Source organism: Cytobacillus sp. GQ23, from assembly GCF_059758675.1.
On the sequence record NZ_JCAXER010000001.1, the window covers coordinates 129,546 to 156,216 of the forward strand.

Annotated in this window: 25 protein-coding genes and 2 pseudogenes; 15 read left to right on the forward strand and 12 right to left on the reverse strand. The window is 42.8% G+C overall.

Annotation, left to right across the window (positions count from 1 at the left end):
* Positions 1 to 36: 36 nt before the first annotated feature.
* The 4 genes from AC6CHU_RS00690 to AC6CHU_RS00705 are packed head-to-tail and all read right to left on the reverse strand — an operon-like array spanning position 37 to position 3,001.
* Positions 37 to 411 carry a metal-dependent transcriptional regulator gene (locus tag AC6CHU_RS00690; protein WP_236566340.1) on the reverse strand — a complete coding sequence of 125 codons (375 nt, stop codon included), beginning with the start codon at positions 409 to 411 and terminating at the stop codon, positions 37 to 39.
* Positions 412 to 433: 22 nt separating this feature from the next.
* Entirely contained in the window at positions 434 to 1,372 is a 939-nt protein-coding gene (locus AC6CHU_RS00695; protein ID WP_498119629.1) for a metal ABC transporter substrate-binding protein, read from the reverse strand.
* A 25-nt stretch (positions 1,373 to 1,397) separates the two neighbouring features.
* A complete protein-coding gene (locus tag AC6CHU_RS00700) occupies positions 1,398 to 2,255 on the reverse strand; it encodes a metal ABC transporter permease (RefSeq protein ID WP_498119631.1) in 858 nt (285 codons plus the stop codon).
* Positions 2,255 to 3,001 carry a metal ABC transporter ATP-binding protein gene (locus tag AC6CHU_RS00705; RefSeq protein ID WP_159871020.1) on the reverse strand — a complete coding sequence of 249 codons (747 nt, stop codon included), beginning with the start codon at positions 2,999 to 3,001 and terminating at the stop codon, positions 2,255 to 2,257. Before AC6CHU_RS00705 ends, AC6CHU_RS00700 begins: the two co-directional genes overlap by 1 nt.
* Before the next feature lie 336 nt (positions 3,002 to 3,337).
* Here AC6CHU_RS00705 and AC6CHU_RS00710 point away from each other — a divergent pair, with 336 nt between their 5' ends.
* The 5 genes from AC6CHU_RS00710 to AC6CHU_RS00730 all read left to right on the forward strand — a co-directional run bounded on the left by AC6CHU_RS00710 (position 3,338) and on the right by AC6CHU_RS00730 (position 9,263).
* A complete protein-coding gene (locus AC6CHU_RS00710) occupies positions 3,338 to 3,916 on the forward strand; it encodes a glycerol-3-phosphate acyltransferase (protein WP_159871023.1) in 579 nt (192 codons plus the stop codon).
* 3 nt (positions 3,917 to 3,919) lie between these two features.
* Positions 3,920 to 5,518: an aminotransferase class V-fold PLP-dependent enzyme gene (locus AC6CHU_RS00715; protein WP_159871026.1), complete on the forward strand. Its 1,599-nt coding sequence runs from the start codon at positions 3,920 to 3,922 to the stop codon at positions 5,516 to 5,518.
* Positions 5,505 to 7,337 (forward strand): LTA synthase family protein, encoded by a 1,833-nt coding sequence (locus AC6CHU_RS00720; RefSeq protein ID WP_159871029.1) that lies wholly within the window; start codon positions 5,505 to 5,507, stop codon positions 7,335 to 7,337. The genes AC6CHU_RS00715 and AC6CHU_RS00720 overlap by 14 nt, the downstream gene beginning before the upstream one ends.
* A 16-nt stretch (positions 7,338 to 7,353) precedes the next feature.
* Complete coding sequence (locus AC6CHU_RS00725) at positions 7,354 to 7,659, forward strand: hypothetical protein (RefSeq protein WP_159871032.1); 306 nt, start codon at positions 7,354 to 7,356, stop codon at positions 7,657 to 7,659.
* A 1,016-nt stretch (positions 7,660 to 8,675) separates the two neighbouring features.
* Positions 8,676 to 9,263, forward strand: coding sequence for a hypothetical protein (locus AC6CHU_RS00730; protein WP_159867545.1), 588 nt, complete (start codon positions 8,676 to 8,678; stop codon positions 9,261 to 9,263).
* Positions 9,264 to 9,265: 2 nt separating this feature from the next.
* Here the strand turns inward: AC6CHU_RS00730 and AC6CHU_RS00735 are convergent, their stop codons facing one another.
* A complete protein-coding gene (locus AC6CHU_RS00735) occupies positions 9,266 to 10,144 on the reverse strand; it encodes an AraC family transcriptional regulator (RefSeq protein ID WP_498119634.1) in 879 nt (292 codons plus the stop codon).
* Between the two features lie 105 nt (positions 10,145 to 10,249).
* Between AC6CHU_RS00735 and AC6CHU_RS00740 the strand changes: the two genes are divergently transcribed.
* The 5 genes from AC6CHU_RS00740 to AC6CHU_RS00760 all read left to right on the forward strand — a co-directional run bounded on the left by AC6CHU_RS00740 (position 10,250) and on the right by AC6CHU_RS00760 (position 16,532).
* Complete coding sequence (locus AC6CHU_RS00740; protein ID WP_159867551.1) at positions 10,250 to 11,203, forward strand: DMT family transporter; 954 nt, start codon at positions 10,250 to 10,252, stop codon at positions 11,201 to 11,203.
* Positions 11,204 to 11,401: 198 nt separating this feature from the next.
* Entirely contained in the window at positions 11,402 to 12,403 is a 1,002-nt protein-coding gene (locus AC6CHU_RS00745; RefSeq protein WP_251284249.1) for an LLM class flavin-dependent oxidoreductase, read from the forward strand.
* 398 nt (positions 12,404 to 12,801) lie between these two features.
* Positions 12,802 to 14,358: a spore germination protein gene (locus tag AC6CHU_RS00750; protein WP_498119842.1), complete on the forward strand. Its 1,557-nt coding sequence runs from the start codon at positions 12,802 to 12,804 to the stop codon at positions 14,356 to 14,358.
* Positions 14,359 to 14,382: 24 nt separating this feature from the next.
* Complete coding sequence (locus AC6CHU_RS00755) at positions 14,383 to 15,474, forward strand: spore germination protein (protein ID WP_498119636.1); 1,092 nt, start codon at positions 14,383 to 14,385, stop codon at positions 15,472 to 15,474.
* Complete coding sequence (locus tag AC6CHU_RS00760) at positions 15,471 to 16,532, forward strand: Ger(x)C family spore germination protein (RefSeq protein ID WP_498119638.1); 1,062 nt, start codon at positions 15,471 to 15,473, stop codon at positions 16,530 to 16,532. Before AC6CHU_RS00755 ends, AC6CHU_RS00760 begins: the two co-directional genes overlap by 4 nt.
* 131 nt (positions 16,533 to 16,663) lie before the next feature.
* On the opposite strand, the gene AC6CHU_RS00765 is transcribed toward AC6CHU_RS00760, so the two are convergent.
* Positions 16,664 to 17,392, reverse strand: coding sequence for a hypothetical protein (locus AC6CHU_RS00765; RefSeq protein ID WP_201306569.1), 729 nt, complete (start codon positions 17,390 to 17,392; stop codon positions 16,664 to 16,666).
* A 254-nt stretch (positions 17,393 to 17,646) separates the two neighbouring features.
* Between AC6CHU_RS00765 and AC6CHU_RS00770 the strand changes: the two genes are divergently transcribed.
* The gene (locus AC6CHU_RS00770; RefSeq protein WP_498119844.1) at positions 17,647 to 18,528 is read left to right on the forward strand and encodes a LysM peptidoglycan-binding domain-containing protein; all 882 of its coding nucleotides are present in this window, start codon (positions 17,647 to 17,649) and stop codon (positions 18,526 to 18,528) included.
* A gap of 32 nt (positions 18,529 to 18,560) precedes the next feature.
* Here AC6CHU_RS00770 and AC6CHU_RS00775 read toward each other — a convergent pair whose 3' ends face one another.
* The gene (locus tag AC6CHU_RS00775) at positions 18,561 to 18,785 is read right to left on the reverse strand and encodes a hypothetical protein (RefSeq protein WP_159867563.1); all 225 of its coding nucleotides are present in this window, start codon (positions 18,783 to 18,785) and stop codon (positions 18,561 to 18,563) included.
* Positions 18,786 to 18,969: 184 nt separating this feature from the next.
* Between AC6CHU_RS00775 and AC6CHU_RS00780 the strand changes: the two genes are divergently transcribed.
* Complete coding sequence (locus tag AC6CHU_RS00780) at positions 18,970 to 19,395, forward strand: VOC family protein (RefSeq protein ID WP_159867566.1); 426 nt, start codon at positions 18,970 to 18,972, stop codon at positions 19,393 to 19,395.
* 109 nt (positions 19,396 to 19,504) lie between these two features.
* Here AC6CHU_RS00780 and AC6CHU_RS00785 read toward each other — a convergent pair.
* A pseudogene (locus AC6CHU_RS00785) lies at positions 19,505 to 20,307 on the reverse strand (alpha/beta fold hydrolase).
* A gap of 125 nt (positions 20,308 to 20,432) precedes the next feature.
* Positions 20,433 to 20,996: a TetR/AcrR family transcriptional regulator gene (locus AC6CHU_RS00790; protein ID WP_498119640.1), complete on the reverse strand. Its 564-nt coding sequence runs from the start codon at positions 20,994 to 20,996 to the stop codon at positions 20,433 to 20,435.
* Positions 20,997 to 21,652: 656 nt separating this feature from the next.
* Between AC6CHU_RS00790 and AC6CHU_RS00795 the strand changes: the two are divergent.
* Positions 21,653 to 22,237 (forward strand): annotated as a pseudogene (locus tag AC6CHU_RS00795) (DUF6944 family repetitive protein); the annotation flags it as partial.
* Between the two features lie 105 nt (positions 22,238 to 22,342).
* On the forward strand, positions 22,343 to 22,918 hold the full coding sequence (locus AC6CHU_RS00800; protein ID WP_251284251.1) for a DUF6944 family repetitive protein: 576 nt from the start codon (positions 22,343 to 22,345) through the stop codon (positions 22,916 to 22,918).
* A gap of 165 nt (positions 22,919 to 23,083) precedes the next feature.
* Here AC6CHU_RS00800 and AC6CHU_RS00805 read toward each other — a convergent pair whose 3' ends face one another.
* Genes AC6CHU_RS00805 through AC6CHU_RS00815 form a run of 3 tightly spaced genes read right to left on the reverse strand, consistent with a single transcriptional unit; the run spans position 23,084 to position 26,222 of the window.
* Positions 23,084 to 24,178 (reverse strand): acetyl-CoA C-acyltransferase, encoded by a 1,095-nt coding sequence (locus AC6CHU_RS00805; protein WP_251284278.1) that lies wholly within the window; start codon positions 24,176 to 24,178, stop codon positions 23,084 to 23,086.
* On the reverse strand, positions 24,174 to 25,625 hold the full coding sequence (locus tag AC6CHU_RS00810; protein WP_251284252.1) for an AMP-binding protein: 1,452 nt from the start codon (positions 25,623 to 25,625) through the stop codon (positions 24,174 to 24,176). Before AC6CHU_RS00810 ends, AC6CHU_RS00805 begins: the two co-directional genes overlap by 5 nt.
* Before the next feature lie 33 nt (positions 25,626 to 25,658).
* Entirely contained in the window at positions 25,659 to 26,222 is a 564-nt protein-coding gene (locus tag AC6CHU_RS00815) for a biotin transporter BioY (RefSeq protein ID WP_159867585.1), read from the reverse strand.
* Between the two features lie 206 nt (positions 26,223 to 26,428).
* Between AC6CHU_RS00815 and AC6CHU_RS00820 the strand changes: the two genes are divergently transcribed.
* Positions 26,429 to 26,569: a hypothetical protein gene (locus tag AC6CHU_RS00820; protein ID WP_201306571.1), complete on the forward strand. Its 141-nt coding sequence runs from the start codon at positions 26,429 to 26,431 to the stop codon at positions 26,567 to 26,569.
* The last annotated feature ends 102 nt before the right edge of the window (positions 26,570 to 26,671 follow it).

Sequence of the window (26,671 nt, forward strand, 5' to 3'; positions counted from 1 at the left end):
TAGACAAAAAACGCTTGAAAGTGTTCACTGAATACTTCAAGCGTTTTTCTTATGTTCTTCTATAAATTTCTTAATTTTTTCAATAACTTCTGTTTCCATATGCATTTCAACTTCACTGACCTTATTTCGGATCAGTTTGTCTTCAACGCCAATTAATTGGTAAAACTCCATTAAAACCAGATGATCCTCAAACAGCTTTTTGCCCATTTCTTTTCCCAGTTTTGTCAGAGTAACGGTTCCATAGGGCTGAAAGTATATGTAACCGTCCTCTCTAAGCTTTCCGGCCATTTTGGATGCTGCTGAGGCGGTGACCTTTAATACCTTGGCAAGGCCGGAAATGGTTGCATGCCCATGGGCTTCCTGTAAGATATAAATTTCAAGAATATATCTTTTAATACGAATGGGGATCACATGTTTCACCTGCTTGCTGGAATTACTTCGTCAAGCCTTCTTTAATGGTTTTAATATTCCATTCCATCATCGAGATGTACGTATCTCCGTCTTCACCCGGTTTTGCCAGAGAGTCGGTAAACACTTTTCCCATGATCGGTACATTGGTTTCATCGGATACAGCTTCCATGCTTCTGGCGTCAATGCTGGTTTCCAGGAACAATCCTGTAATGCCTTTTTCATTGATGATATCTACAATTCTTGTAATTTGTTCTGGTGTTCCCTGGTTTTCCTGGTTGATTTCCCAGATGTATTCTGCCTGGAAACCGTAGGCTTCGCTGAAATATTTAAATGCACCTTCACTTGTGACGAGAACCCGTTCGTTTTCAGGAATTTTATTAAATTGTTCGACTGCTTCATCATGCAGCTTCTGAAGCTTTGCGATATATTCTTCCGCGTTCTTTTCGTAAACTTCTTTATTGTCTGGATCTACTTTTATAAGTCCATCTCTGGCATTTTCCGCATATTTGATCCCATTACGGATGTCGAGCCATGCATGAGGGTCTTCTTCACTTTCTTTTCCCTTTGTTGTTAAGTGTCTGGCATCAACACCTTTGCTCATCAGGAAGACCGGCGCATCTTCACCGTCTTTTCCGGCGGTTTCCATAAGCTTGTTAAACCATGAGTTCCCGGCTTCGAGATTCAGGCCGTTATAAAATACAGCATCAGCATCCGTTGTTTTTTGCACATCCTCAGGAAGCGGGTCATATTCATGGGGATTGGAGCCGATAGGAGCCAGGCTATGAATCTCAACCAAATCCCCGCCTACATTTTTTACAATGTCATACACAATCGAATAGGTAGTGACAACCTGTATTTTTCCATCTGAATTGGCTGTGGTGCTCTTTTCGCTGCTGCAGGCTGACAAAAATGACAGGAATAGAAGGGATGCAGCCAGCAGTATGAAGCTTTTTTTAAACATTGGGATAACCTCCTAAATTTTTTTATCACACTAATGAAGCTCTCTTTTTCTTTACCTTCAGCGTTTTCCAGATTAGCCCATGCTTAGGGGAGAATAAGAAAACGAGAATGAAAATAACGGTGGAAGATATGACAATCGTTGCCCCAGAAGCTAAGTTATAGGTGAAGCTAAAGTAAAGCCCTGTGATGGATGAAATCACCCCAATGCCGGACGCCAGGAAGATCATTACCCACAGCCGCTCGGTTAACAGATAAGCTGCCGCAGCCGGGGTAATCAGCATTGCAACCACGAGCACTATTCCTACTGTTTGGAGGGATGCGACAGTTACCATTGTTAAAAGAGTCATCAGGAAATAATGAATAAAACGGACAGGCAGACCGTAAGCTGCGCCCATTGTCGGGTCAAATGATGTGACCAATAACTCCTTTAAAAAAAGGTAAACAGCCCCCAATACAATCAGACTGATGGCAAGTGTAATCCACATATCGGATGATCTTACGGCCAGTACATTCCCGAATAAAATATGATACAAATCTGTACTGCTTTTCAGCATCGTAATAATGATGATTCCTGAAGCAAAGGCAGCAGTGAACATAATGCCAATGGACGTATCATGCTTTATCCGGCTGTTTTGCGAGACGAACCCGATAGCGATCGCCGTGATGACACCGCTGATTACAGCCCCGAAGAAGAAGTTAACACCGAGCATATACGATATTGCGACACCTGGAAGGACGGCATGTGAAATGGCATCCCCCATGAGGGCCATTCCTCTCAGGATAATAAAACAGCCAATCACTCCGCAGATAATTCCGACCATAATCGAGGTTAATAGCGCCTTTTGCAGAAAACCATATTGCATTACCGCTTCGATAAAAGCCATTATAATGACACCCCAATCTCTTTCATAAATGCAAATTGCCCCTGATAGGCTTTTGCAATTACTTCCGGTTTAAAGACCTCTTCAACCGTCCCGAAGCTGATCAATTCCTTATTCAGCAGGATTAACTGATTGAAATAATCGTTCGCCTTGCTTAAATCATGGTGGACGACTATCACCGTTTTTCCCTGACTGCACAGCTCCTTCAAAATGTTCACAATCGTTTCCTCGCTCGATACGTCGACCCCGACAAACGGCTCATCGAGGAAAAACAGTTCCGCTTTCTGGGCAAGGGCTCTCGCAAGAAAAACTCTCTGCTGCTGGCCGCCTGACAGTTCGCCGATTTGTCTTTTGCTGAAGTCCTGCATGCCGACCCGCTGAAGGCATTCCATGGCCCATTCTTTATCCTTCTTCTTCGGCCGGCGGAACAGTTTTAGATGGGGGTAGGTCCCAATCAGAACGGCATCCAGAACCGTGATGGGGAAATCCCAGTCTATGTCATTCCGCTGCGGGACATAGGCGATGCTTTTGCGTACTTCCGTGATGGGTCTTCCCAGCACTTTAACTGCGCCTTTATCCTTTGGTATGAGATTAAGCATGGCTTTTAGAAAAGTTGATTTACCTGCGCCATTCGGACCGATGATGCCCACCAGATTGCCGGTATCTACCGATAAGCTGACTCCTGTGACCGCTTCATTTCCAAAATAGGAGACATGCAAATCCTGTATGCTGATCGCTGGATCCTTCATTTTTTATCCTCCTGTATTTTCTAAATTTAAACATATTCAAATTAATTGTCATAACGCAATTTAACGTCATATGGACAAGATTTATGGATATATTAAAAAGTTTTGCCTTAATGCAAATTATATGCGAATGCTAAACAATGTCAACACAAAAATTTATTATTACTGAAAATTTAGAGATGCCATAAAATAGCGATTTATGATTTATGACTCTGGTATATTGGTTGTTTAATGGTAAAATTAGGTGAGATTCAAGAAAAAACTGATTGTAAATTTGTAAGTATATGAAACTTTTTACCCTTTTTGATCGTTTAATTAGTAGAGGCGGGGTAGGTGTATATGATCGATGATGTTTGGTCCGCTCTGATCGTTATGATCCTTTCATACGCATTGGGGTGTATAACAGGAGCTTATTATGTGGTTAAATATTTAGCGAAAGAGGATATAAGGTATATAGGGAGCGGGAATGCAGGAGCTACGAATGCCGGAAGAGCGCTCGGGAAGAGCGGGTTTTTGCTGACCATTGCAGTGGATGCGGGAAAGACCTGGGGAGCATTATATGCAGCTGGACTCTTTTTTGAGGGTGATGCTGTATTCATTCTTAGCGCTGTTTGCGTTTTGCTGGGCCATCTTTTTCCTATTCAGATCGGTTTTCGCGGCGGAAAAGGAGTGGTTGTCTATCTGGCTTCTGCCTTGTTTATGGAGCCGCTAACGATTGCCATCATGGCTGCCGTAATGGGAATCATGTACGCAGTTATTCGGAAATATACATTATCCGGTTTAATCTCCATATCTTCTATTCCCATTGCAGCATGGATGATTGGGGATTCATTCATTATTGCGGCAGGCCTGTCTGTGATGCTAATTATCGTTCTGCTTTCCCATACAAATTTCATCATGCCTAAACATAGGAGGTAAACTATGAATATTATCTGCAAAATCGCAGCTGAACCTGATGAATTTAAACAAATCCATCAGCTGAACTATCAGACATTTGTGGAAGAAATTCCGCAGCATAAGCAAAATGAAAATCAGGAATTAATAGATAAATTCCATGAAGAAAATACATATGTGATTGCCAAGGCTGGCAATGAAGTGGCAGGAATGATCGCCATCCGTGCGAAAAGGCCGTTTTCGCTAGACTATAAACTTCCCAATCTCGAAGAATACTTGCCTGTTAAAGGGGAATTTTGCGAGGTACGCCTGCTGTCAGTCAAGAAAGAATACCGCAGCAGCCGAGTCTTTTATCAGCTTTGTGAAAAGCTTGTTGAGCTTTGTCTTGAACAAAATTATACGATGGCACTGATATCTGGGACTGTGAGGCAGCTGAAATTATATAAGCGGATCGGCTTTTTGCCGTTTGGCCCTCTGACAGGAGAAGAAGGAGCCCAGTTTCAGCCCATGTACTTAACAAAAGAGAATTTCGAACGTTCCACAAAGGTCTTTAAACGCTTAATGGCCAGAAACTCTGAGCACTCTTTTTTACCTGGACCGGTTCCTATTCATGAGAATGTGAAAAGAGCTTTTGCCAAGGAAGCCGTCTCTCATCGCAATCATGATTTTATCCAGGGCTTGAAGGAGCTGCGTGCACAATTATGCAGTATGACCGGTGCCTCCTGCGCGCAGGTAATTGTTGGGACCGGAACACTATCCAACGATCTTGTCGCTGCCCAGCTGAAAAACTTGGAGGGGAATGGGCTGATCCTGGCCAATGGTGAATTTGGCTATCGTCTCATTGATCACGCCAGAAGATTTCAGTTATCTTTTCAGACGATTGAAAAGGACTGGAATGAGCCGATTCAGCATGAAGAAATTGCCTTCATGCTGAAAGAAAATCTTTCTATAAAATGGGTCTGGACTGTCCACTGTGAAACCTCGACCGGATATTTATTTGATATCAGCGGAATTCAAGAAATATGTGAGAAGCATGGTGCCGAGCTTTGCGTGGACGCATGCAGTACAGCAGGGATCGTTCCGCTTAATCTTGAGAAAATTTATATGGCATCCACTGTAAGCGGAAAAGGATTTGGCTCATATCCTGGCCTTGCGATCGTGTTCCATAGAGACAGATTTAAGGGGAATAGAAGTGTTCCCAGATACCTGGATTTAAAGATGTATGAGGACCATGAAAGCATCCCATACACCCATTCTTCCAATCTGGTTAACGCATTAAAAGAGAGTGTAAAGCTGATAGATTATGAGAAAATAGCACGAATATCTGTAAAAGTTAGAGAAGTACTGGAGGAGAAGGGCTTCACCGTTCTGGGCGGGGACGATTATTCACCGGGCATCCTTACTGTCCATTTGCCGGAGGGCATATCCAGCAGGGAATTTGGCGACTTATGCAGACAGAAAGGCATCCTTTTAAGCTATGAAAGCGGGTACCTGCTTGAAAGGAATTGGGTTCAGGTGGCACTTATGGGGGCACAGGAAGAAGAGAAGGTCATGACAGCTATCGAAATGATGGCAGACATAATTAAAAAACAGTCTGAAAAGCGGTATGATTATGAAGCTATTTAACAAGCTTTCACCGATTACGGCTGCCGTCATCCTGATCTGGATCAAGACAGTTGCTGTCTCCTTTATTGGATTCAATATGCACCCTGAGAACTGGACCGATGTTTTATTTATGACTTTAAGCCCGATTGGTGCCATCATGGTCATTCTCGGAATCCCTTTCTATTTTAAGCGGAAGGTCAAACCGGGAGCAATTTTTGCAGTGATGGCCGTTCTGACCGGCATTCTTTTTGGCGATCTTCTATATTATCGTTTCTATACAGATTTTGTAACCGTTCCGATCCTTTTTCAGTTCAAAAATGTTGGAGGGATTGGACCGAGTACTTTTGAATTGATTAGTCCATGGGATCTTCTGTTATTGGTGGATCTGGCTATTTTTTGGCTGTTTTATGTAAAAAGGAAATCAGGAGGCGTGAAGGCTGAAAATAAATCAAAAAGGCTTTACGGTGCAGTCAGTCTAATGTTTGTTCTGATCACCATTACTCTCGGGATGGTGAAGGTGCCTCATTTATTCTCGGAATCCTATAATCGCCAGCAGCTTGTGAAGCATATTGGCTTGTATCAGTATCATCTTTATGATATCGGCATTGCTGCTGCAACCCCGCTTAACCGCGTTTTTGCGAGCGCGACCGACGCTAAGGCTTCGGCTGATTATGTTCAATCCCACGAAGAAAAGCAATCGGATTACTTTGGTGCCGCAAAAGGGATGAATGTCGTTCTGATCAGCATGGAGTCCACGCAGAATTTTGTGATCAACCAGAAGGTGAACGGCCAGGAAATAACCCCTTTCCTTAATTCCCTGATAGAAGACAGCTTCTATTTCAGCCGGATCTATGATCAGACAGCACAGGGCAAGACGTCCGATTCGGAATTCATGGTAGATACAGGCTTATATCCGTTGTCGAGCGGCTCGGCATTTGTCCGAAAACCTGGCAATACCTATCGGAGCCTGCCCCATATTTTAGCCGAGAAGGACTACTACTCAGCCGTTTTCCACGGGAATGACGCTTCATTCTGGAACCGGGAGACCATGTATGATTCTTTAGGCTATAATCGTTATTTCTCAAAAGCAGATTATATGGTCAGTGCTGAGAACTCTGTGAATTACGGGATTAAGGATATCCCATTTTTCCAGCAATCCATTCAGCATCTGGAGGAACTGCAAAAGCCTTTCTATGCAAGGTTTATTACATTAACAAACCATTTTCCGTTTTTGCTGGAGGAGGAAGATCAGTTTATCTCTGAGGCCAATACCAGTGAAACAGTGGTCAACCGCTATGTCACAACCGTCAGATACCAGGATGAAGCCATTAAAACGTTCTTCCAGGATTTAAAAAAGAGCGGACTCTATGAAAATACAATGTTCGTCCTGTACGGCGACCATTATGGCATCTCAGACAAATATGAGCATGGCGTGATTGAGCTGCTGGGCCAGGAAGATACGATGGTTAACCGCATGAAGCTGCAGAGTGTGCCGCTGATTATTCATGTGCCGGGTCTTGAGGGCGGTAAAACGTTCTCCAATGTTGGCGGAGAAATCGATATCAGGGCAACCATTCTTCACCTGCTCGGCATAAGTGCTGAAGATAATTTCAGCTTCGGACAGAACCTGTTTACCAGGGATCCCCAGCATCCTGTTACCTTCCGGGATGGAAGTTTCATAGCTGAAGAGTATTTATACAAATCCGGAAAATGCTATAAAACCGAATCGGAAGAAGAAACAGATATTACGGGCTGTGAACCCTTAATGGATATCTCCAGAAAAGAACTTGGATTCTCCGATGATATTGTACATGGGGACTTAATGAGATTTATGGAGTAATCTTTGGAGGAGACGCATGAAACTTTTTGGCTATTTACTAGTAGGGGGACTTCCCTTGCTATTGCTTTGGAGCTTTATCTTAACCATGATTCATGTGAAAAAAGCAGGCGAGAAAAAAGAGTTCCTTGGGAGAACCTTCACCTTCCTGGGCTGGATGTATGAGTACACGCTCTCTTCATTCGCAGCATGGTTTGGCATCATCATCCTTTTATTCAGCATTGGCCTGCTGTTTACTGGCGGCTTTTTGCTGGCTATTTTTACAGTGCCATTTGGGATATTTTTAGTGAAAGAGTTTTTCCCTCGGCTGAATATGCCGGAGTGAGTGAGGGGCATGTCCTTTGTGGGCATGCTCTTTTTTTATGGGGCTGGGTGAGTGCAGCTTCTGATAGAGATGGCGGGTTTGGGGGTGGCAGAGTCATAGACCGGGCCACCTTTTGACACAGGAAGGAGAAAAGAGGCAGGTAGAGTGCTCGCCGGAAGCACCTTCTGACACAGGAAGGGGAAAAGAGGCAGGTAGAGTCAGAACCAGGTCCAACTTCTGACACAAAAAAGAGAAAAGAGGCAGGTAGAGTCAGAACCTGAGCCAACTTTGAACACAAGAAGGGGAAAAGAGGCAACTAGAGTCAGAACCGGAAGCACCTTCTGACACAGGAAGGAGAAAAGAGTCAACTAGAGTCGGAACCTGGTCCAACTTCTGACACAAAAAAGAGAAAAGAGTCAACTAGAGTCAGAACCTGAGCCAACTTTGGACACAAAAAAGAGAAAAGAGTCATCTAGAGTCAGAACCTGGTCCAACTTCTGACACAAAAAAGAGAAAAGAGGCAGGTAGAGTCAGAACCTGAAGCACCTTCTGACACAAGAAAGGGAAAAGAGGCAGGTAGAGTCAGAACCTGGTCCACCTTCTGACACAGGAAGGAGAAAAGAGACAGGTAGAGTCAGAACCTAGGCCAACTTCTGACACAGGAAGGAGAAAAGAGACAGGTAGAGTCGGAACCTGGTCCAACTTCTGACACAAAAAAGAGAAAAGAGTCAACTAGAGTCAGAACCTGAGCCAACTTTGGACACAAAAAAGAGAAAAGAGGCAACTAGAGTCAGAACCTGGTCCAACTTCTGACCAAAAAAGAGAAAAGAGTCAACTAGAGTCAGAACCTGAGCCAACTTTGAACACAAGAAGGGGAAAAGAGGCAATCAGAGTCCTAACTTAACATAGTGTCCCAACCACCCCCATTACCCCTAAGCCTCAAGACCTATCTCCAAATACAGCGCAGGCTTCTTAATCTAAAATACGCATCTCTATATCATAAAAGTATATTCATATTTTTGATAAGGAGATGCGTTATGTCTAACCAAAAAATCTATATACTCCTTACGGATACCGGAACGTTATTCACGCGGCTTATTAAGCTGTACACCAAAAAGTCTTATAATCATGCTTCTATCTCACTTGATCCAGAATTGAAAGAAGTGTACAGTTTTGGCAGGAAAACGGCGAAAAATCCATTCATAGGCGGTTTTGTTCAAGAAAATACCAGAGGTGAACTTTTTAGCAACTCCAGATGTACCGTTATTAGCTGTTCTGTTACAGATGAACAGCACAGCAGGCTTAAAGCACTCATAAATAAGATAGAATCTAAAAAACAAGACTACAATTATAACCTCCTTGGCCTTTTTGCCATTATGTTTAATAAACAGCTTTCAAGAAAAAAGGCTTTTTTTTGCTCTCAGTTTGTAGCAACAGTCCTGCAGGGATGTGAAATTGTCCAATTATCTAAACCGCCCTCGCTTGTTATGCCGCATGAGTTTATGGAACTGGAAAATGTAGATGTTGTTTTTCAGGGAAGCATGGCCGAGTATCTTATCAGTTTAGATTGCCGGATTTCACCCCATGTCCAGGAAAGGTTCGGGCCATCTTTGGCGATTTCCTGACCTCAGTTCCGCTTCTTTTTATACGCTAAAGGTGTCATATTCATCGTCATGCGGAATTTTTCAATAAAGTAGCTGCTGCTGTTGAAGCCTACTTTATAGGCAACTTCTGTAACATTCGAGTCTGGCTCCTGAAGCAGGGGAAGGCTTTTTTGCAGGCGGTGCTGAGTCAGGTAATGAATGGGTGTGGTCTTTAGTATCTTTTTAAAATATCTGCAGCATTCCGATTTGCTCAGTCTGCCGGCTTTGGCAATATCGCTGAGGGTGACTTTTTCAGCATAATGCTCATGGATCCAATTCAGCATTTCCTTCATCCGCTTGTGTTTTTCACCCTCAGTCCGGGTGTGTTCCAGCTGGAATCCGTTCCTGATTAACTGCTGCCAAATATGTGCAAGCAGACAGGCAATGTCCATCTCATAAAATGGCGGACTCTCATGAATTAAGTCCCTGATTTCAAGTATGCTGTCTACTATATTTTTCCCCCATTCCTTGCACCCGTCCAGAACGAGGTATGATAGATTGGCGGCTGAAATATATGGAGTAACATAGCTGCTGAATAGTTCCTGGGGAAGCAGGAAATGAGGGGATACATTTAAACAAAGGTAAACGCAATCACCGCTAATATCCTGGGCCGAATGAAGACATCCGCTATTAATGAAAAGGCAGTCTCCTTCTTTAACCGAAAATTTTTCCTCATTGACCTGAACCAGGGCGTCGCCTTTGAGTGTCAGGAGAAATTGAATTTCCTCATGCCAGTGCAAGGGGATTTTTCCATGGATATTATCTGCAATTTTCGTTTCGTAGCAGGCAACAGGGATGACCACCGTCCTGTGTTTCGTCATTTCCTTCAGGCTTTCATCCACTTCAAAATCTGTAATCTGCATAAAAGCCACCTCAATATTGTTATATTTTTTTATGATATCTAGCTATTTTTATCAATTAATTTGGTTTATTATAACACTATTATTATATTTAAGGTGGCTTCGCACATGAAAGGACGTTCAAGGACTACGGGCTTACTGCTCGTTATATTTGGAGCTTCATTCTGGGGAGTTGGCGGGACAGTTGCCCAAAAGCTCTTTCAGGAATTTGGAATATCTGTTGATTGGCTTGTCACAGCCCGGCTTCTGATTGCTGGTGTTCTTCTTTTGGCCGTCCAATTTTCACTCAAAGATCGCTCACAGGTGTTTGGTGTGTGGAAGAATAAAAAAGCAGCTGGTATGCTGCTGATTTTTGGATTGGCGGGAATGCTGGGTGTACAGTATACCTATATGGCATCCATTCATCATGGCAATGCGGCTGTGGCCACGCTGCTTCAATATTTGGCACCGGCTATGATTATCATTTATCTGGTCCTGCGAAAGCAGACCGTGTTTACCAGACAGGACATGGTGACCGTTTCCCTTGCTTTAGCGGGATGCTTTCTGTTATTGACCAATGGTTCTGTTTCCCAGCTGTCCGTACCGTCACCTGCGATTGTATGGGGAATTCTATCCGGCGTGGCACTGGCATTTTATACGTTATATGCCATCCCGCTGCTTAAGGAGTATGATTCCCTAGTGGTGGTTGGCTGGGCGATGGTGATTGGCGGAACAGCATTGAGCTTCATCCATCCCCCTTGGAAAATGGAGTTCGGCAGCTTAACGGCTGAAGCATACCTGTACTTGGTTTTCGTTATTATTTTTGGGACGATGCTGGCGTTTTGGTTTTATATTGAAAGTCTCCAAACGCTGTCTCCATCAGAAACCAGCCTATTAAGCAGCCTGGAGCCGCTGGCCGCAGTGTTTACTACGGTACTCTGGCTGAACGAACCATTCGGTATGTTTCAATGGGCGGGTACTGCCTGTATCTTTGGCATGATTCTGCTGCTGGCATTGAATAAGAAAAAACCGGCAAAAACCAGTGATTCTGTTGAAAGTGAAGAACCATTAAGAGTAAGCTGATAGCCAGTCCCTTACAGCAGGGGGCTGGATTTTTTGTATTAAGCACTGGCGGTTAAATTGATATCTTCCCACTCCATTGCAGAAACTCCTCATAAAACCACAGCTTTTCATGAATTCTGCTCACACTAAGCATTAAAGTTTCCTTAATTTATTTCGGTTGTTAAAATAAAATCAATTCTTCACAAAGGAGATCATAAAATGACGAATATACAAATACCTGTTTCTGTTTTGAACCTGGCACCTATCAGGGAAGGGAAGGACAGCAGGCAGGCAATCGAGGATCTTGTTGATCTGGCTCAGGCAACAGAGGAGATGGGCTACGAGCGCTATTGGATTGCGGAGCATCATAATACCCCTACACTGGTCAGCTCTGCTACTGCCATTTTAATAAAGCATGCCTTGGAGCATACAAAGAAGATCCGCGTTGGCTCCGGTGGAATTATGCTGCCGAATCATGCACCATTAGTGGTTGCTGAGCAATTCGGAACGATGGCAACTATTTATCCGGATCGGGTCGATTTGGGACTTGGAAGGGCACCTGGCACGGATATGATGACAGCTAATGCGCTTCGCCGTTCAAAGAATGACTCTGTTTATACATTCCCTGAGGATGTGAAGCAGCTGCTGACATACTTTGGCCCTTTAGAGGAGCAGAGCTATGTGAAAGCACACCCGGGGGTTGAAACAAACATTCCCATTTATATTCTTGGTTCTTCGACAGATTCAGCGTATTTGGCTGCTGAGCTGGGGCTTCCTTATGTATTTGCTTCACACTTTGCTCCAAGATGGATGGAGGACGCCATCCGGATTTACCGTGCCAACTTTAAGCCTTCACAATTTCTGGATAAACCATATATGATGGTCTGCTTAAATGTCATTGCGGCAGAAACGGATGAGGAAGCTGAATACCTGTCAACGACGATGAAACAGTTCTTCCTGAACGTGGTCAGAGGAACTTCCATGAAATTGAGCCCTCCGGTGGAGGACCTGGATTCTATCTGGAACCCAATGGAGAAGGAAGCGGCAGAGGGAATGTCAAGCGTGACCCTGATGGGCAGCAAAGAAACAGTTAAAGGGCAGCTGGAGCAGTTCCAGAGTATGTATAATGTGGATGAAATCATGGCGGTATCTTATATCTATGATGAAGAAAAACAAAAGCGTTCCTATGAAATATTAAAACAAATAACGGACGGCAAATGAGCGGGGAAATGATTTCCCTGCTTTTTTTGTTTTCAACTCTCCCAAATCTATGCTTTTCAGCATTGTAAGCGCTTTATCAACATTGTATATTTCTCGGGAAAGCGCAGGATTAGACTTTTCCTGCGCCGGAAGGTCGGAAAATGGCTCTTTGTGGCGAAACAGGGTGCCTGCCTGAAAAAAAGATATTTGAATGGATGTTTATAGGCAAGAAGTGGAAGCCTAACTACATAATGCAGTATATTTTAGGTAATTTAAAGGGTGAGTAAAATGTGGAAAACCGTCATTTCCCATCTGCCTGAATGGGAGATATATTTGCAGAGTTTTGCCGTCCTGATTGTACCACTAGGAATTTCAGCATTCTTCAGGAAAATTGGGCCTTCAAAGGATGGTTCGCCAAAATGAAGATCTTCCGGGTAAGAAAGAAACCATTAAAAACCAGAACCATTCATGACATGATGAATGAAAATGAAGTTCCGGACAGACTATCTGGTGATTTACAAAGGGATCTGGAGGCATTTAAAAAAGAAATCGGCCATAATTCAGACGTCCATTTTCGCGGGTTCAATCTTGGGCTTACAAATGTTCAAGGCGTACTGATTTTTGTTGAAGGCCTTTCTGATAAAGATCTGATTGATAAATATATCATAAAGTCGCTAATGCATGGGTTTACAGATATACAGCATGATGGCCGGCTTGATGAAAAAAAGAGATATACCATTGATAATATAAAAAAACATATTCTTTTCCTTAGCGATGTTCAAACAGCCGCCAGGATAAATGAAACGATACCGCATATATTTAAGGGCTTTGCTGTTCTTCTCCTGGATGGTTCCTCAGAGATGCTTGTGTTAGGAACAGCAAAGGGGAAAACACGAAGTATTGAAGAGCCTGTTTCCGAGCAGGCTGTCAGAGGGCCTCGTGAAGGCTTTAATGAAAACCTTTGTGATAACACAGCTCTTTTGCGGAAGAATGGCGGACCTAAGCTTACGTTCTCCAAGTTCATTGTAGGAAAGCGCACCAAAAAGGATCTTATTGTTGCTTATATTGAAGATATTGCAAATCCATCCATTGTTGAGGAAGTAAAAACAAGAATCAGGGAAATTGACATCGACCATGTGATGGAATCAGGGTATGTCGAACAGCTTATAGAGGACAATTACATTAGTCCATTTCCCCAGGTGCAGAATACGGAACGGCCTGATAGGGTAATGGCTGCTCTAATGGAAGGAAGAGTGGCCATTCTCCTTGATGGCACCCCATTTGCACTCCTGGTTCCTGTCACATTCAGCATGATGCTTCAAGCTTCTGAGGATTATTATGAACGGTGGGTTTCCGGCTCACTCATTCGATTATTGCGTTTTGTTGCGATCTTTGTTTCGCTTTTTGGGCCGGCACTTTACATCGCTTTCGTATCGTTCCATCAGGGTCTGATTCCGACTAAATTAGCTATGTCCCTAATCGGCACCAGAGATGGAGTGCCATTTCCTTCCATAATAGAAGCTCTGATCATGGAGGTGGCCATTGAAATTCTTCGTGAGGCCGGGCTTAGATTGCCGAAGCCGATTGGTCCTGCAATCGGCATTGTCGGTGCTTTAATTATTGGAGAGGCAGCAGTTTCAGCCGGCATTGTCAGCCCGATTATGGTTATTGTCGTTGCGGTTACTGCTATTTCATCCTTTGCTATTCCGGAATACAGCCTGGGGATTTCCCTGCGCTACCTTCGATTTGGATGTATGTTTTTTGCTGCTGTGTTTGGGTTGTATGGAGTGATTTTGTTTTTCCTTTTGCTCAGCAGCCATTTAGTCAAGCTCAAAAGCTTTGGTGTTCCCTATATCAGCCTGGCGGTCCCATATCGTCTAAGCGACTGGAAGGACTTTATCATACGTTTTCCGTTAAAAGTATTGAAACAAAGGCCAAGTATGCTTAGTCCAAAAGATCCCGGCAGGAAAGGCTAATCTGATTCACAGGAGGTCATTTGCTTGAAAATCGGTTCCAAGGAAAAGCTATCAAGTGTACAAGCAGCAGTCATACTGGTTAATTATATTCTTGCTGCAGGCATACTTACGCTTCCGCGAACTGCTGCAGAAAAAATAAACTCGCCTGATGTTTGGATAACCGTTATTCTGGGGGGCCTTTTGGCTATGTGTGCAGGCGTTATCATCGTAAAGCTCAGTCAAAGATATCCTGGCAGAACCTTTTATAAATACAGTCAGGAAATTGCAGGCAAATGGGCAGGCATTTTTCTCAGTTTGCTCATGGTCATTTATTTTTTTAGCCTGGCTGCGTATGAGGTAAGGGTACTTTCAGAGGTAACCAGTTTATTTTTGCTTGAAGGCACTCCGATTTGGGCCATCATTATGCCTTTTATGTGGATAGGGCTTTACCTGATCTCTGGCGGCATTGATCCCATTGCCCGGTTATTTGAGCTGATTCTTCCGATTACGGTCATCATCTTTTTGATTGTCATCAGCATGAGTTTTGGGATCTTTGAACTGGATAACCTCCGTCCCGTTTTAGGTTCAGGTATAATGCCTCTGGTAAAAGGTGTGGGTACAACCGTTTTCGCATTTTTGGGAATTGAAATTATGCTTATTATTGTTGCATTTATGGATAAGCCATCACAGGCAGTAAAGGTTGTCTTAATTGGGACGGGAACTTCGATGTGCTTTTATTTGATGACAGTGGTGATGGTTATAGGAGCGCTGTCTGTAGATGGAGTAGTAACAAAAACCTGGCCAACGATCGATCTGATTAGAAGTTTTGAAATTCAAGGCCTCATTTTCGAACGATTTGAGTCTTTATTGCTGATTATTTGGATCATGCAGATCTTTACCACCTTCACCATCACTTTTTATGCCGCTTCCCTGGGCCTTGCACAAATCTCAAAAAAGAAGATCGGACCCATTCAATTTGCCCTTCTGCCTGTTATCTACCTGATGGGCATGATTCCGCGCAACATGAATGAAGTTTTTGCGATGGGCGACATGATTGGAATCACCGCCTTTTTATTATTTGTTTTATTGCCCTTCGTTCTGCTTATCATTTCAAAAATAAAGGGTGTTAAAGCATGAGGCGAAAACAGGCTGTACAACTTTTTTTAACTTTGACCCTAGTCTTCATTACATTAACTGGCTGCTGGAGCAGCAAAGAAATTGAGGACCTTGGCCTGATCATAGCTACGGCAGTTGATTTGGAAACCAATGAACAGGATACTGGCAATGTTTTCAAGCTGACGAATCAGCTGGTTACGGCAGAGACAGCCAATAATGCCACAAATGGCGGGCAAGCACAAGTGAGACCCTATAAAAATATAACCGAAACAGGCGATGCGGTTATACCAGCTTTAAGAAATATGGTTCTGCAATCTGACAAACGTGCTTTTGGTGAACATGCAAAAATCGTCGTTCTTGGTGAAGAACTTGCCCGCAGCTACAATCTTGAACAGGTGCTTGATTTTTTTCGCCGGGAACAGGAATTACGTCCAAGTACCCTTTTTGTTATTGCTGAAGGAAATGCGAGTAAAACCCTGGAATCAGCCGAACCCACTGTAATACCTGCAATCCAGCTTGTTGAAATGATACAGGGTGCGGATCGAACCACGAAAATCCTTACACATATGCCAATGGCTAAAATAGAAGGGCTGCTGAATTCAGGAAATAGCTTTCTTTTACAGTCCGTTGCGGCAGAAAAGAACGGCAGAAAGCTTTCAGGCGCTGCTATGATTGATGGAAAAACGAAAACCCTCCGTGCATTTCTGGACGATAAAGAGGTTGAAGGCGTGACCTGGATAAAAGGGAAAGGAAAAGGCGGGCTTGTAAATAGCTACGATGAAGAGACCCGCCAGCCCATTGTGTATGAAAGTATGTCAATGAAAAGTAAAATTAAGCCTTCAGTAAATAAAGGGTCGATTTCGTTCACGGTTAAAATTGAAACGGAGGGGCGTATAGCGGAGCAATGGGATATTAACAGAAAGTCATTTGACGAAAAGAACATGAAAAAAGCAGAGAAAGCTACGGAAAAAGAGATTAGGCGTCTGGCGGAAAAGGTATTAGAGAAAACGCAGAAAGAGTATAAAATGGATGTGCTCGGATTTGGAAAAAGCCTTCAAATCAGCTACCCTCAAGAGTAGAATAAGGTTAAAAATAATTGGGATGCCACGTTTAGCGAGGTACCGGTAAAATTCATCATTGATGTTTCAATAAAAGAAATGGGGACATCCGGTTAAAATGGAGGGGCCCGCTGGGATTAGGAGGAGCGGCCCTATTGTGCTTCTATTTCTTCCATTTTATAGAGGGCAGAATTGGCTGAAGTATTCAAGGTCTGTGCAGAAGCCCATAAATTGGCCAGGAAACGCGGCATCATCTGCTGTGAAGGAAGTCTGCCATATCTGGAAAAGTAAACAAAAAGCTTCAAATAGGTTCGTGCATTTTTCGGCAGGTGAATTTCTCGTGCATAATATTCATTCTCTGTAAGCGTTGCAAAAGAACGTGTTTCAAAGCCGGAAATAAACCGGGTGCTTTCTTCTTTGTATTCGTTTTGGATATAATGAATTCTTTTTATAATGGTGGGGTCATCAGAGCCATCATAATTTGCCAGTCTTGCCTGCCGGAAAGCGGGAACAGATGAGAGATTATCAGTAAGAGCCAGTGCATGGCCGTAGGCTTTGTCATGGCCTTCATAAAGAGGATGAATATCAGCTCCCTCCATTAAATCCACTAGAGGCAAATTCTCGTTATGTAAATAGGGCGGTCTGAAAATCTGCCTGGAAAGCTTAAGTTCATCAAGAGAATCACATCCAAATGACTTGAATAAATACCACTGGCCATTGTCATCCTGGCTGATGTCATATACCTGCCCATCCTTTTCGATCTGGCAGTCGATAAAGACGTCTTTCCGGTCGAACGTAAAATCAAATGGTTCTTGTTCAGCCGGTTTAAATCCAAATGGAGTCTGAATGGGCACACAGATCTCTGAGAAGAAATTATTCATGCTGATACACACCTTTCGTTTTTACCTGCTATAGAAAATACCCTGCGGTTTTCATTATCATGCCAAAAAGAGAGGATAATTTTCATTCGTTATACAAAAATATTAAAAACCGGATGGAAAGGACATTCAGTATGAAAAAATGCATGATTTTTTTCCTCAGTCTCGCAGTATTCTGTCAAATAATTGGGAGCACTGCACATGCCGAAAACAGCCCGAGCCATATCTATGAAGTAAAGAAGGGGGATACCCTGAAAATCATCGCTAAAAAATATGGATCAGCAGAAGGGGACATAAAACGATATAACGGCCTGCAGTCAGACAGACTAATTGCTGGGCAAAAACTGCGTGTCCCAATCTTTCATAACGTGGCTCCAGGAGATACACTCTGGGGGCTGGCGGATAAATATGATTCAAGTATACAGATTATCAGGGAAACAAATGGACTGTCCTCCGATGCGTTACATGCGGGGCAAAAGATAAAAATTGCACCTGAGAAAATGGCTATGGATGGCAAGTTTGTCCTTATGACAAGAGAGGAATTCCAGGAATGGATTTTCAATCACAAATTCAAACGAAAAGTGGCCCAGGTTCAGCAGCATCACACCTACAGGCCATCCTACAAGCAGTTCAATGGCAAGAATCATTTTGCGATTATGAAGGGGATGGAGGAGTATCATGTCAGCGGAATGAAGTGGAAGATGATCAGCCAGCAGCTGACCACATTCCCGGATGGAACGGTGGCTGTCGGACGGCCATTTGATTTAGCACCAGAGGGCTCCTTCGGCCTGAAGAATAAAGAGATAATGCACAGGATAGAAGCGGTTGTCATAGCAATCGAAAATATTGGCGATTTTGACTCTGATCAAATGACGGCTGAACAGAAAGAAACGATTGTGACCGTCACAGCTCTACTCATGCTGAAATATGGCCTGACGCCATCCATTGACAGCATCACCTATCACCATTGGTGGGATATAAACACGGGGGAAAGAGTCCTGGATAACTCCCGGGGCCATGCAGTTAAAACCTGTCCCGGCACTATGTTCTTCGGCGGGAATTCCACTGACAGCGCTAAAAATAACTTTTATCCCCTGGTCAGAAAAAAAATGCAGGAGATTAGAGCAGACCTGCATTAACATGGAAACCCGCAGATTTCTGCGGGTTTCTATTATCTTTTCTTTTTCTTCTTTTTATCATCTGCTGCCGCAAGCTTCGCTTTGTTTACACTTTCAAGTTCTACCTGTACATGAATTTTGCTTTCCTCCACTGCCATTACACTGGTTACTTTTCCTTTGCGCCCCTTGATTCTGACCTCTTCACCCTCATGTGGAACACTTTTGCGAAGCTGATTTAATAAAACATTTTTCCCATCAAGATAATAGACCGCAAACATTCTCATCTCACCTTTGCCTATAGAATGTGGTACAAGTTCCAGCACCATTTCTATAAAATATAAACTTAGGGAGAAAAGTAGACCGTTTTTTTAAAAATAATTATTGCGAACATGTGTTCTTTTTTGTAAAATCAATCTGTAGTAAGTTTTAAGAAAAATAAAACTATTTTAGGGGCTGATGAGAATGACAGTGAAAGTGATACCTTATTTAGTGATGGACGGAAATGCGAATGAAGCAATTGAATTTTACAGAGAAGCGCTGGAGGCAGAAGTATTGTATAAGCAGACGTTTGAGGAAGGTCCTGAAAACCCTGAATATCCTCTTCCGGAAGAAGCCAAGGACCGCATTATGCATGCCACAATAAAGGTTGGGGAGAACGAACTCATGTTTAGCGACACATTCCCTGGCCAGAATCATCAAACAGGGAACCAGGTGACAATCTGCCTTTCTACATCAGACCCTGAAAAATCGAAGAAATTTTTTGATGCACTTCAGCAGGGCGGGCAAGTAACCATGCCTCTTCAGGAAACATTCTTCAGCCCTTCATATGGCAGTGTAATTGATAAATTTGGAGTGAACTTTCAAATTTATACAGAGGGCGAGCATTAATTTTTGAAAAGGCAGCCAAAGCTCGTAAATAGATATGCAATGATTTGTTATTAAATCATCCAGATCAGCGCTCAGATTATGCTGTTGCTGAGTGTTGATCTTTTGATATTCAATTCTCGCCTCGATTACGGCAAATAACATCATGCAGCTTCTCAGCAAACTCATGATGAACCTCTGAATTGTAACCCCCATGATGACCAGGGAACTCAATGAAGTTTGTTTCCAGCTGTTGAGGTAATAAAATCGAGCATCCATAAGTGAAAGATTCCCGTGAAGCCCTGCCGGCTGCAGGAAGTACCTGAAACAGCGAAGAGGTTAGTGCAATCTTAAGTGCATGGCTATCTAATGTATAGTTGAGTATTCCTAGAATTTCCTTTTCAGCAAAGTAAGTTGAATTACTTAAAAGACGGTTTGTAAGTTCGGAATCTTTATTATCGAGTTCAGATGATGCCAGTAATTTTAATATTTCTTTTTGCTGATTTTTTTGCAGAGATTTTAAAAAACACTTTGCCTGTTCGAGTTCATCTCCTGATAATAGCTGAACTAAAACTGGTTCGTGAGGTATTAAGGCGGATGATGGATGCATAAATCGAGGGCAATGACAGCACCGGAGCTGCTGCCAAATACGAATGCCGGTTCAGTTGCCAGTTCGCTAATCAGCAGGTGAGCATCATCGCTGTGCCGGCGTATACTGTAGTCCTCGTCTGGATATTCAAGAATACTCCGGGAGTGCCCGCGGCGGTCATACGTAACAACAGAGTATCTATCAGCAAGATTGTCGGCAACCCTTTGAAATTTCTCAGCTTCTCCGCCTCCACCATGAATCATTAGCAGCAGGGGGCCTGAACCCCTTACTTCTTAATAAATGTTAGCTCCAGGCGCATGCAAAGTCCCTGTTTTACCTTCTAACATAGTAAAACACTAGTAATGATTTAGTATTATTAATTTTATGATTTGGAACTAGCTAAATAAATGGCGAAATTGATTTAGATTCATTTTTTACATAAATAAGCTGATTTCCTTATTAATGCTGATGTTCATTTTTCTTCGATAAAACCATAGAAAAACATTTCTATAATTCCTTTATATATTTTTTCCTTATCTTGCTCCTCTGGTAAATTTCGAAATAGATGCTCGATTGATTTCGTCATCAACTGGTAGTAAATCATTACCATATCATTTGTAATGTTTTCTTTTATATATCCCTGTTTGCGTCCTTTTTCAATCCACCGGATAAAAAGGGGGAGAATTAATGCCTGATATTCTTTTACCACATTATTTAATTCACTATTTTCATTTAAAGTTTCTTTAATGATATCTTCCCTGAACAAATTGGTGTTTTTAGGCTTTTGAAGGAAATAGTTATGCAGCTGATTTATAAACACATCATCACTTTCGACCAGCTGTTTTAGTTTTTGATATTCTTTCTCATAAAATGATTTCAGACTTTCTACAATTAAGTTCTCTTTACTCCCATAATAATTATAGATTGATGCTGGAGAAGTCCCAGCGCACTTTGCGATGTCCCTTACTTTTAAATCCTTTACTCCACCTTCATTAAGGAGTTGAAAGGCGGCATTTTCAATCGCCTTTTTCTTCAAATTTATTTAGTATAAGCTCAGGGTGGCGTGCTGCTAAATAATAGCGCAGCACAAACTCTAAACAAATTAGACATAATAGAAGCCGACTTTTCCAAAGCTATGGAATTCGGCTTTTTTTATTGCATAGGTGTAGGCACTTAGAAATATAGCTTAGCTCGGCCGAGCGCACAGAAATCAAGCTAAGCGCACAGAAATTTCATTATTCGCACATAAATTAGGGCTATGCGCACATAAAACATGGTTATCCGCACAGAAATCAAGTTTAAGCGCATATAGTTGGGGCAACAGGCACACATAAATAAGCTAAACATACGGAATTCAGTCAAATCGCACAGAAAAATCATTGAATTAACTTAAATTCGCACTATGTTCACAATAATCTATCTAAATCGGAATCCTCAACTCTATTTAAAATGCATGGACAGAGCTTATTAAGAAAATACATCTAAATTTGTACTTAGTGTACAGGCACTGCGGAATCCGATTTGCATAAATGCTCTTTTTAATCTCGAAATTTGCTTAGCTATATATTTAGTTAAGCCTCATTAATTAAATAATTCCCTATTCAAACTCTCAAACCACTTCACCATCTTCACTCCGCACCCATTATGAATTGAATGAATACAATTAATCATACGTCAGCTAAGGAGTATGTTATGGACAATCAACTAAAAGAGGTCGTCGGAGCCACTTTAGCTGCCATCGGTACGATCATTTCTGCTGTCTCAACCATACCCGCAACGTCAGAAAAAATGGATAAATTATTTGAGGGCCTTGATATCGTAGGAAACACCCTGCAGGGAACAGGCAACGCGCTTCAGGCGGACGGGCAAATAGGACCTTCACTTGATAAGCTCGGCAATGAGATACAGGCAATTGGCAACAGTATTGTTATTGCCGGCTTAACTTTAGATCTGGAGGATGAAAATGAGGAGAAATTAGTAATCACAGGGAACTGGCTTCAGGCTCTTGGAGGAGCGGCTGCACTTGGAGAAGAATTGGAAGATCCCACTGCACCCGGCCAGGCTTTTAATATAAATGGCAACCTGCTTCAATCTATAGGAAATTCACTTCAGTCAATTGGAGGTACGGCCAATCTCAGGGAAAAAGAGAGTGGTGGACCAGGAGATAGCTCTAATAATATTATTGCCATTGGAAGCTGGATTCAGGCGGTCGGTTCCGTCTTATCCCTAATCGGTGTGCTTGAGGGCGAAAATCAGGATTCTGATACTGAGAGCAGCGAGGTAAACCATGACCCTGATACTGAGGGCAGTGAGGAAAACAATGAACCAGACTCAAAATCTTCTGTGTGGCTAAATGAAGAACTTTTGTAGAGAGGGGTAAGCATGTATCTAGACGGAGATGAGCTACTAACAATTGGAGCGTATTTGCTAGTTGTGGGCACATTTATTTCTGCCGTTGGTGAAACCATAGACCCGGATCAAAACAATCTCAACAAAAAATTGATACGGGACGGAAATGGAGTCCAGGCGGTTGGCAACAGCTTCCAGGGGTTTGGAAGAATTCATTTAGCCGAAGGAAATGAAGATACAGATTTATATGGCATTATCGGGAGCTTTACACAGGCAGGCGGAAACTCCATCAACACCGCTGCAAACAATATCGAAATTCAAAATCCTTCAGTTTCTGTGTCAGGCTTCAATGCACTGGGAAGTACGATTCAATCCGTGGGTGCAGCTTTGGAAGCGGAAGCTGTTGAATACGGGGAAAATCAATTTCTCAGCAGTCTGGAAGCACTTGGCTACTCATTAATTTCAGTAGCGGCAGTTCTCGATGCTATCGGAATTCTTATAGAAGATGAAGAAAGTATTCAAAAAAGAGTCCTGCTGGCTGCAGGGGGATGGCTGGAATTCATCGGTGCGGTTATTGGCGCATATGCGCTGATTAAGGCAGCTGATTAAACACATTTGCTGTAACAAAAAGAGTTATCCACGTGATATCAGTTGATATTTGTCGACTATCAATGTGCTAGCAGTTGATAAAATTGTGCTATTACGTCGGTTTCTGATGAATATCCTGCCAAAAAATAACCTGGAATAACACGTCTCCAGGCTATCTTCAAGCTTTTATTCCACCACTTCAAACAAAATAGCAACACCGACGCCGCCTCCGCTTCCAATGGCAGCCAGTACATAATTGCAGTCAGATCTTCTCTGCACTTCATAAAATAATTTTGTCACCATTACAGCGCCGGAAGCTCCATAGGGGTGGCCTATTGTTAAAGCCCCTCCATTAACGTTCAGTTTTTCATATGGAATAGATACCTCATTGGAGCAGGCCGCTATTTTGGAGGCGAAGGCTTCATTAATTTCGATCAAATCGATATCGTCGATGGTTAAGTAATTTCGTACCAGAATATCCTGGATTGCCGGAACAGGGGCAATACCCGGATAGTTGGGATTTACCCCGGATACTTCACTATCCGCAAAACGCAGGATCGGCCTGTATCCATTTTTTATGGCGGTTTCTTCCTCCATCACCAGCACAGCAGATGCACCGTCATGTATGCCGCAGCTATTGGCTGCTGTTACAGTGCCATACTTTTTAAATATTGGCTTAGCACGGTTTAAAAGACTATCCATTTTTCTTTTTTTAAGAAACTCTTCATCGTATGTATGGCTTCCAAAAGGAATCAGCTCATCTGCCAGGATTCCATTTTCAAAAGCTTTCCAGCTCCGTTCATAGCTTAATAGGGCATAGGTATCCTGATCTTCTCTTGATATGCTGTATTTATCTGCAACATTTTCCGCAGCGGCGCCCATATCCGGATCTCCAATATCGTCAGGTGAGAAACGCGCTCTTTTAGAAAATGGGGAGGTGCTGGCACTTTCCGTACCTCCAGCTATATAACAAGTACCCGCACCGCCCTGGATAAGATGGCATGCGAGCCGAATGGCTTCGAGGCCGGCACTGCACTGTCTGTCCAGAGTTAACCCCGGAACGGACAGTGGGAGTCCAGCTTCCAGTACAGACAAGCGGGCGATATTGCCGCCAGGTCCCACGACATTCCCTAAAATGACATCATCAATTTTTTCCTTCAGGCCTTCAGCCAGATATTTTAACAGCGTGACAGCCAGTTCATGTGGCCCGAAGTCCTTCAGCATGCCATTTGCTTTTCCAATTGGTGTTCTTTTTGCTTGTACAATCACGGCTCTCTTAATGGCTGATCACCTTTCTTTCGATAGAATCCTTCAGCTGGGCCCGGGCGATTTTTCCTCCTGCTGTGTATGGCATTTCTTCAGTGAAAATCCATCTTCTCGGGACCTTATATGAAGCTAAATGTTCTTTGCACAGGCGTTTCATTTCAAGGGCAGTTGTGCTGCCTTTTATGACGGCAGCTGCAATTTGCCCCCAATATGGATCCTCCAGACCTATTACAGCAACCTCCACAACATCCGGGTGCAAGCTGATCACTTTCTCAATTTCTTCAGGAAAGATATTAATAGCTCCATATAAGATCATGTTCTTTTCCCGTCCGCTGATATATAAATAACCCTTATCATCAACATACCCCATATCGTCAACGGTGGCCCAGCCATACTCATCCTGAATGCTCTGTACTGTGTTATTTATTAAGTATCCATCAAAAATGAGTTCGCTCCTGACAAATATTTTTCCAGTTTCATATGGAGCCAGCTTCCTGCCGTCTGCATCTCTAATTTCAATTTCCACTCCATGGCAGGGCTTTCCGACTGATCCATCGATATCTTCATCCGCAAGGAACGTTACATAACTCAATTCACTGGCACCATAAAATTCGATCATGGAGAGGCGGGGGAATATTTTGCAGATTTCCAGCTTTGATGCTTCATCCCATTTCGCACCTGAAGAAAAGATCTTAATCGGTTTCTCTATGATTCTTTTTTCTCTTAAAATAGCAGAAACCATGGTTGGAACTGTATAAAGGGTACTGATAGGGTGCTCCGTGATGGATGATAGAACCTGGGCTGCACTGAATTTTTCAAGCAAATGAACCGTTCCGCCCGTACAAAGGGTACTTACTGCTCCATATAAAAAATGAGAGTGGATGAGAGCTCCAGGAATGAGGACATTTTCCTCTTCATTCATGTTAAAATCATGAGTATTTACCTCAAAGCTTGCCTTCCAGGAATGATGGGAACGGATAAATGCTTTAGGGCTTCCCGTGGTGCCGGAAGTAAACCCCATATAAAACGGAGGGTTGCTCTCCGAGTCTATCGAAAATGAAGTGCTTTGACCGCTGATATCCTCCAGGGCATCATCCCAGATAATAACGGAAGTGTGCAGGCGGTCAATCTGTTCATAGGATTCTCTATCTGTGATGACGATGGAAGGACTGGAAATTTCGATCCGCTCCCTAAGTTCTTCGGCCTTCCATTTTAAGTCGAAAGGCACAGCTGTCCATCCAGCCATGGAGGCACCTGTGAATAATTGCAGAAAAGGAATTCCATTGGGCAGCATAATTGCGGCAGTTTTATTGGGAGCAGAAAAGGAATGAAGCCAGTTGGCCGTTTTGCTGATAAGAGAGCTCCACTCTTGATAGCTTACAGTTTGGCTTTTTGTAATGATTGCCGATTTGTTTGGAGATTTTTCGGCGTATTTATTAATATTGGATGTAATATTCGTCAATGGTACTTCTCTCCTTATCGAAAAGGAGACACTTTATAGTGTCTCCAGAGATTTAGAAAATTGTTTATTGATAATGGGATGCTTCATTAGCCGGTAGACCAGTAACGAGGCGAGAGTTGCTTTCAATACATCTCCAGGAATATAGACCAGGCTAAGTTTGATTGCCTCTGCGAGAGGTATATCCATCATAAAAGCCTGAACAGGGATTCCAAATAGATAGATGAGGAATATGCCGGCAGTCAGGTTGATTAGCATGATATTCATTAATTTTAACGTTTTGAAGCGTGAGAGTAAATATCCAATAACAAATGCGGTAAGCGGATAGGAAAACAAATATCCTGCACTGGGCCCGAAGAATACACCGATGCCGCCGCGGCCTCCTGATAATAGTGGTGCACCTGCAGCAACCAGAAGCAAAAATACGGCCATGCTGATTCCGCCAAGCCGGGCACCTAAAATACCGCCGGCCAAAAGGACACCGAGTGTCTGAAGGGTAATCGGTACGGGGGTAAAGGACAGCATGATTGGAGGAACAAGACCGAGTGCTCCCATTACCGCTGCAAATAAGGCCACGTATGTCATCTCTTTAACTTTCATAATACCTCTCCAATTCAGATTAATAGGTTAACTGTTTTTATTTTATGGTTAACATACTAGTTTGTCAACTTAAGAAAGGTTATAGTTTACAAAAGGATTTCTGACCGGCAATTTCTTCAGTATGCAAAAAATATAGATGTTTATTTTTACTAAAACAAACCAAAATAAGCGGGTAACAAAATATTATTTTTGGGGGTAATGTAATCATGTCAAAGAAAAACAATAGTCCATCTGGCCAGGTTGACCAAAAGGAATTATTGGAGGACAAAGTAGAGGCAGCCAGAAAAAACAGCTTCGAGGAAGATCACGTGCGAAAAGTCACGACAAGTGGAGCACAAGGTCAATAATTGTCACTTTAAGCTGTTATCAAAGTTACTAACCCGATCACAGATGATCGGGTTTTCTGTTGTGTTAGTGTCTTAGAACATGCCTATAGCTAACAACTAAAA

Bases quoted from the DNA above. Each gene is read 5' to 3' on its own strand.
- AC6CHU_RS00765 (WP_201306569.1), bottom strand. From the start codon at position 17,392: ATGAATAATTTCTTCTCAGAGATCTGTGTGCCCATTCAGACTCCATTT.
- AC6CHU_RS00780 (WP_159867566.1), top strand. From the start codon at position 18,970: ATGACAGTGAAAGTGATACCTTATTTAGTGATGGACGGAAATGCGAAT.
- AC6CHU_RS00800 (WP_251284251.1), top strand. From the start codon at position 22,343: ATGTATCTAGACGGAGATGAGCTACTAACAATTGGAGCGTATTTGCTA.
- AC6CHU_RS00775 (WP_159867563.1), bottom strand. From the start codon at position 18,785: ATGTTTGCGGTCTATTATCTTGATGGGAAAAATGTTTTATTAAATCAG.
- AC6CHU_RS00725 (WP_159871032.1), top strand. From the start codon at position 7,354: ATGAAACTTTTTGGCTATTTACTAGTAGGGGGACTTCCCTTGCTATTG.
- AC6CHU_RS00710 (WP_159871023.1), top strand. From the start codon at position 3,338: ATGATCGATGATGTTTGGTCCGCTCTGATCGTTATGATCCTTTCATAC.
- AC6CHU_RS00740 (WP_159867551.1), top strand. From the start codon at position 10,250: ATGAAAGGACGTTCAAGGACTACGGGCTTACTGCTCGTTATATTTGGA.
- AC6CHU_RS00730 (WP_159867545.1), top strand. From the start codon at position 8,676: ATGTCTAACCAAAAAATCTATATACTCCTTACGGATACCGGAACGTTA.
- AC6CHU_RS00815 (WP_159867585.1), bottom strand. From the start codon at position 26,222: ATGAAAGTTAAAGAGATGACATACGTGGCCTTATTTGCAGCGGTAATG.
- AC6CHU_RS00695 (WP_498119629.1), bottom strand. From the start codon at position 1,372: ATGTTTAAAAAAAGCTTCATACTGCTGGCTGCATCCCTTCTATTCCTG.
- AC6CHU_RS00715 (WP_159871026.1), top strand. From the start codon at position 3,920: ATGAATATTATCTGCAAAATCGCAGCTGAACCTGATGAATTTAAACAA.
- AC6CHU_RS00760 (WP_498119638.1), top strand. From the start codon at position 15,471: ATGAGGCGAAAACAGGCTGTACAACTTTTTTTAACTTTGACCCTAGTC.
- AC6CHU_RS00705 (WP_159871020.1), bottom strand. From the start codon at position 3,001: ATGAAGGATCCAGCGATCAGCATACAGGATTTGCATGTCTCCTATTTT.
- AC6CHU_RS00820 (WP_201306571.1), top strand. From the start codon at position 26,429: ATGTCAAAGAAAAACAATAGTCCATCTGGCCAGGTTGACCAAAAGGAA.
- AC6CHU_RS00745 (WP_251284249.1), top strand. From the start codon at position 11,402: ATGACGAATATACAAATACCTGTTTCTGTTTTGAACCTGGCACCTATC.
- AC6CHU_RS00720 (WP_159871029.1), top strand. From the start codon at position 5,505: ATGAAGCTATTTAACAAGCTTTCACCGATTACGGCTGCCGTCATCCTG.
- AC6CHU_RS00750 (WP_498119842.1), top strand. From the start codon at position 12,802: ATGAAGATCTTCCGGGTAAGAAAGAAACCATTAAAAACCAGAACCATT.
- AC6CHU_RS00735 (WP_498119634.1), bottom strand. From the start codon at position 10,144: ATGCAGATTACAGATTTTGAAGTGGATGAAAGCCTGAAGGAAATGACG.
- AC6CHU_RS00700 (WP_498119631.1), bottom strand. From the start codon at position 2,255: ATGGCTTTTATCGAAGCGGTAATGCAATATGGTTTTCTGCAAAAGGCG.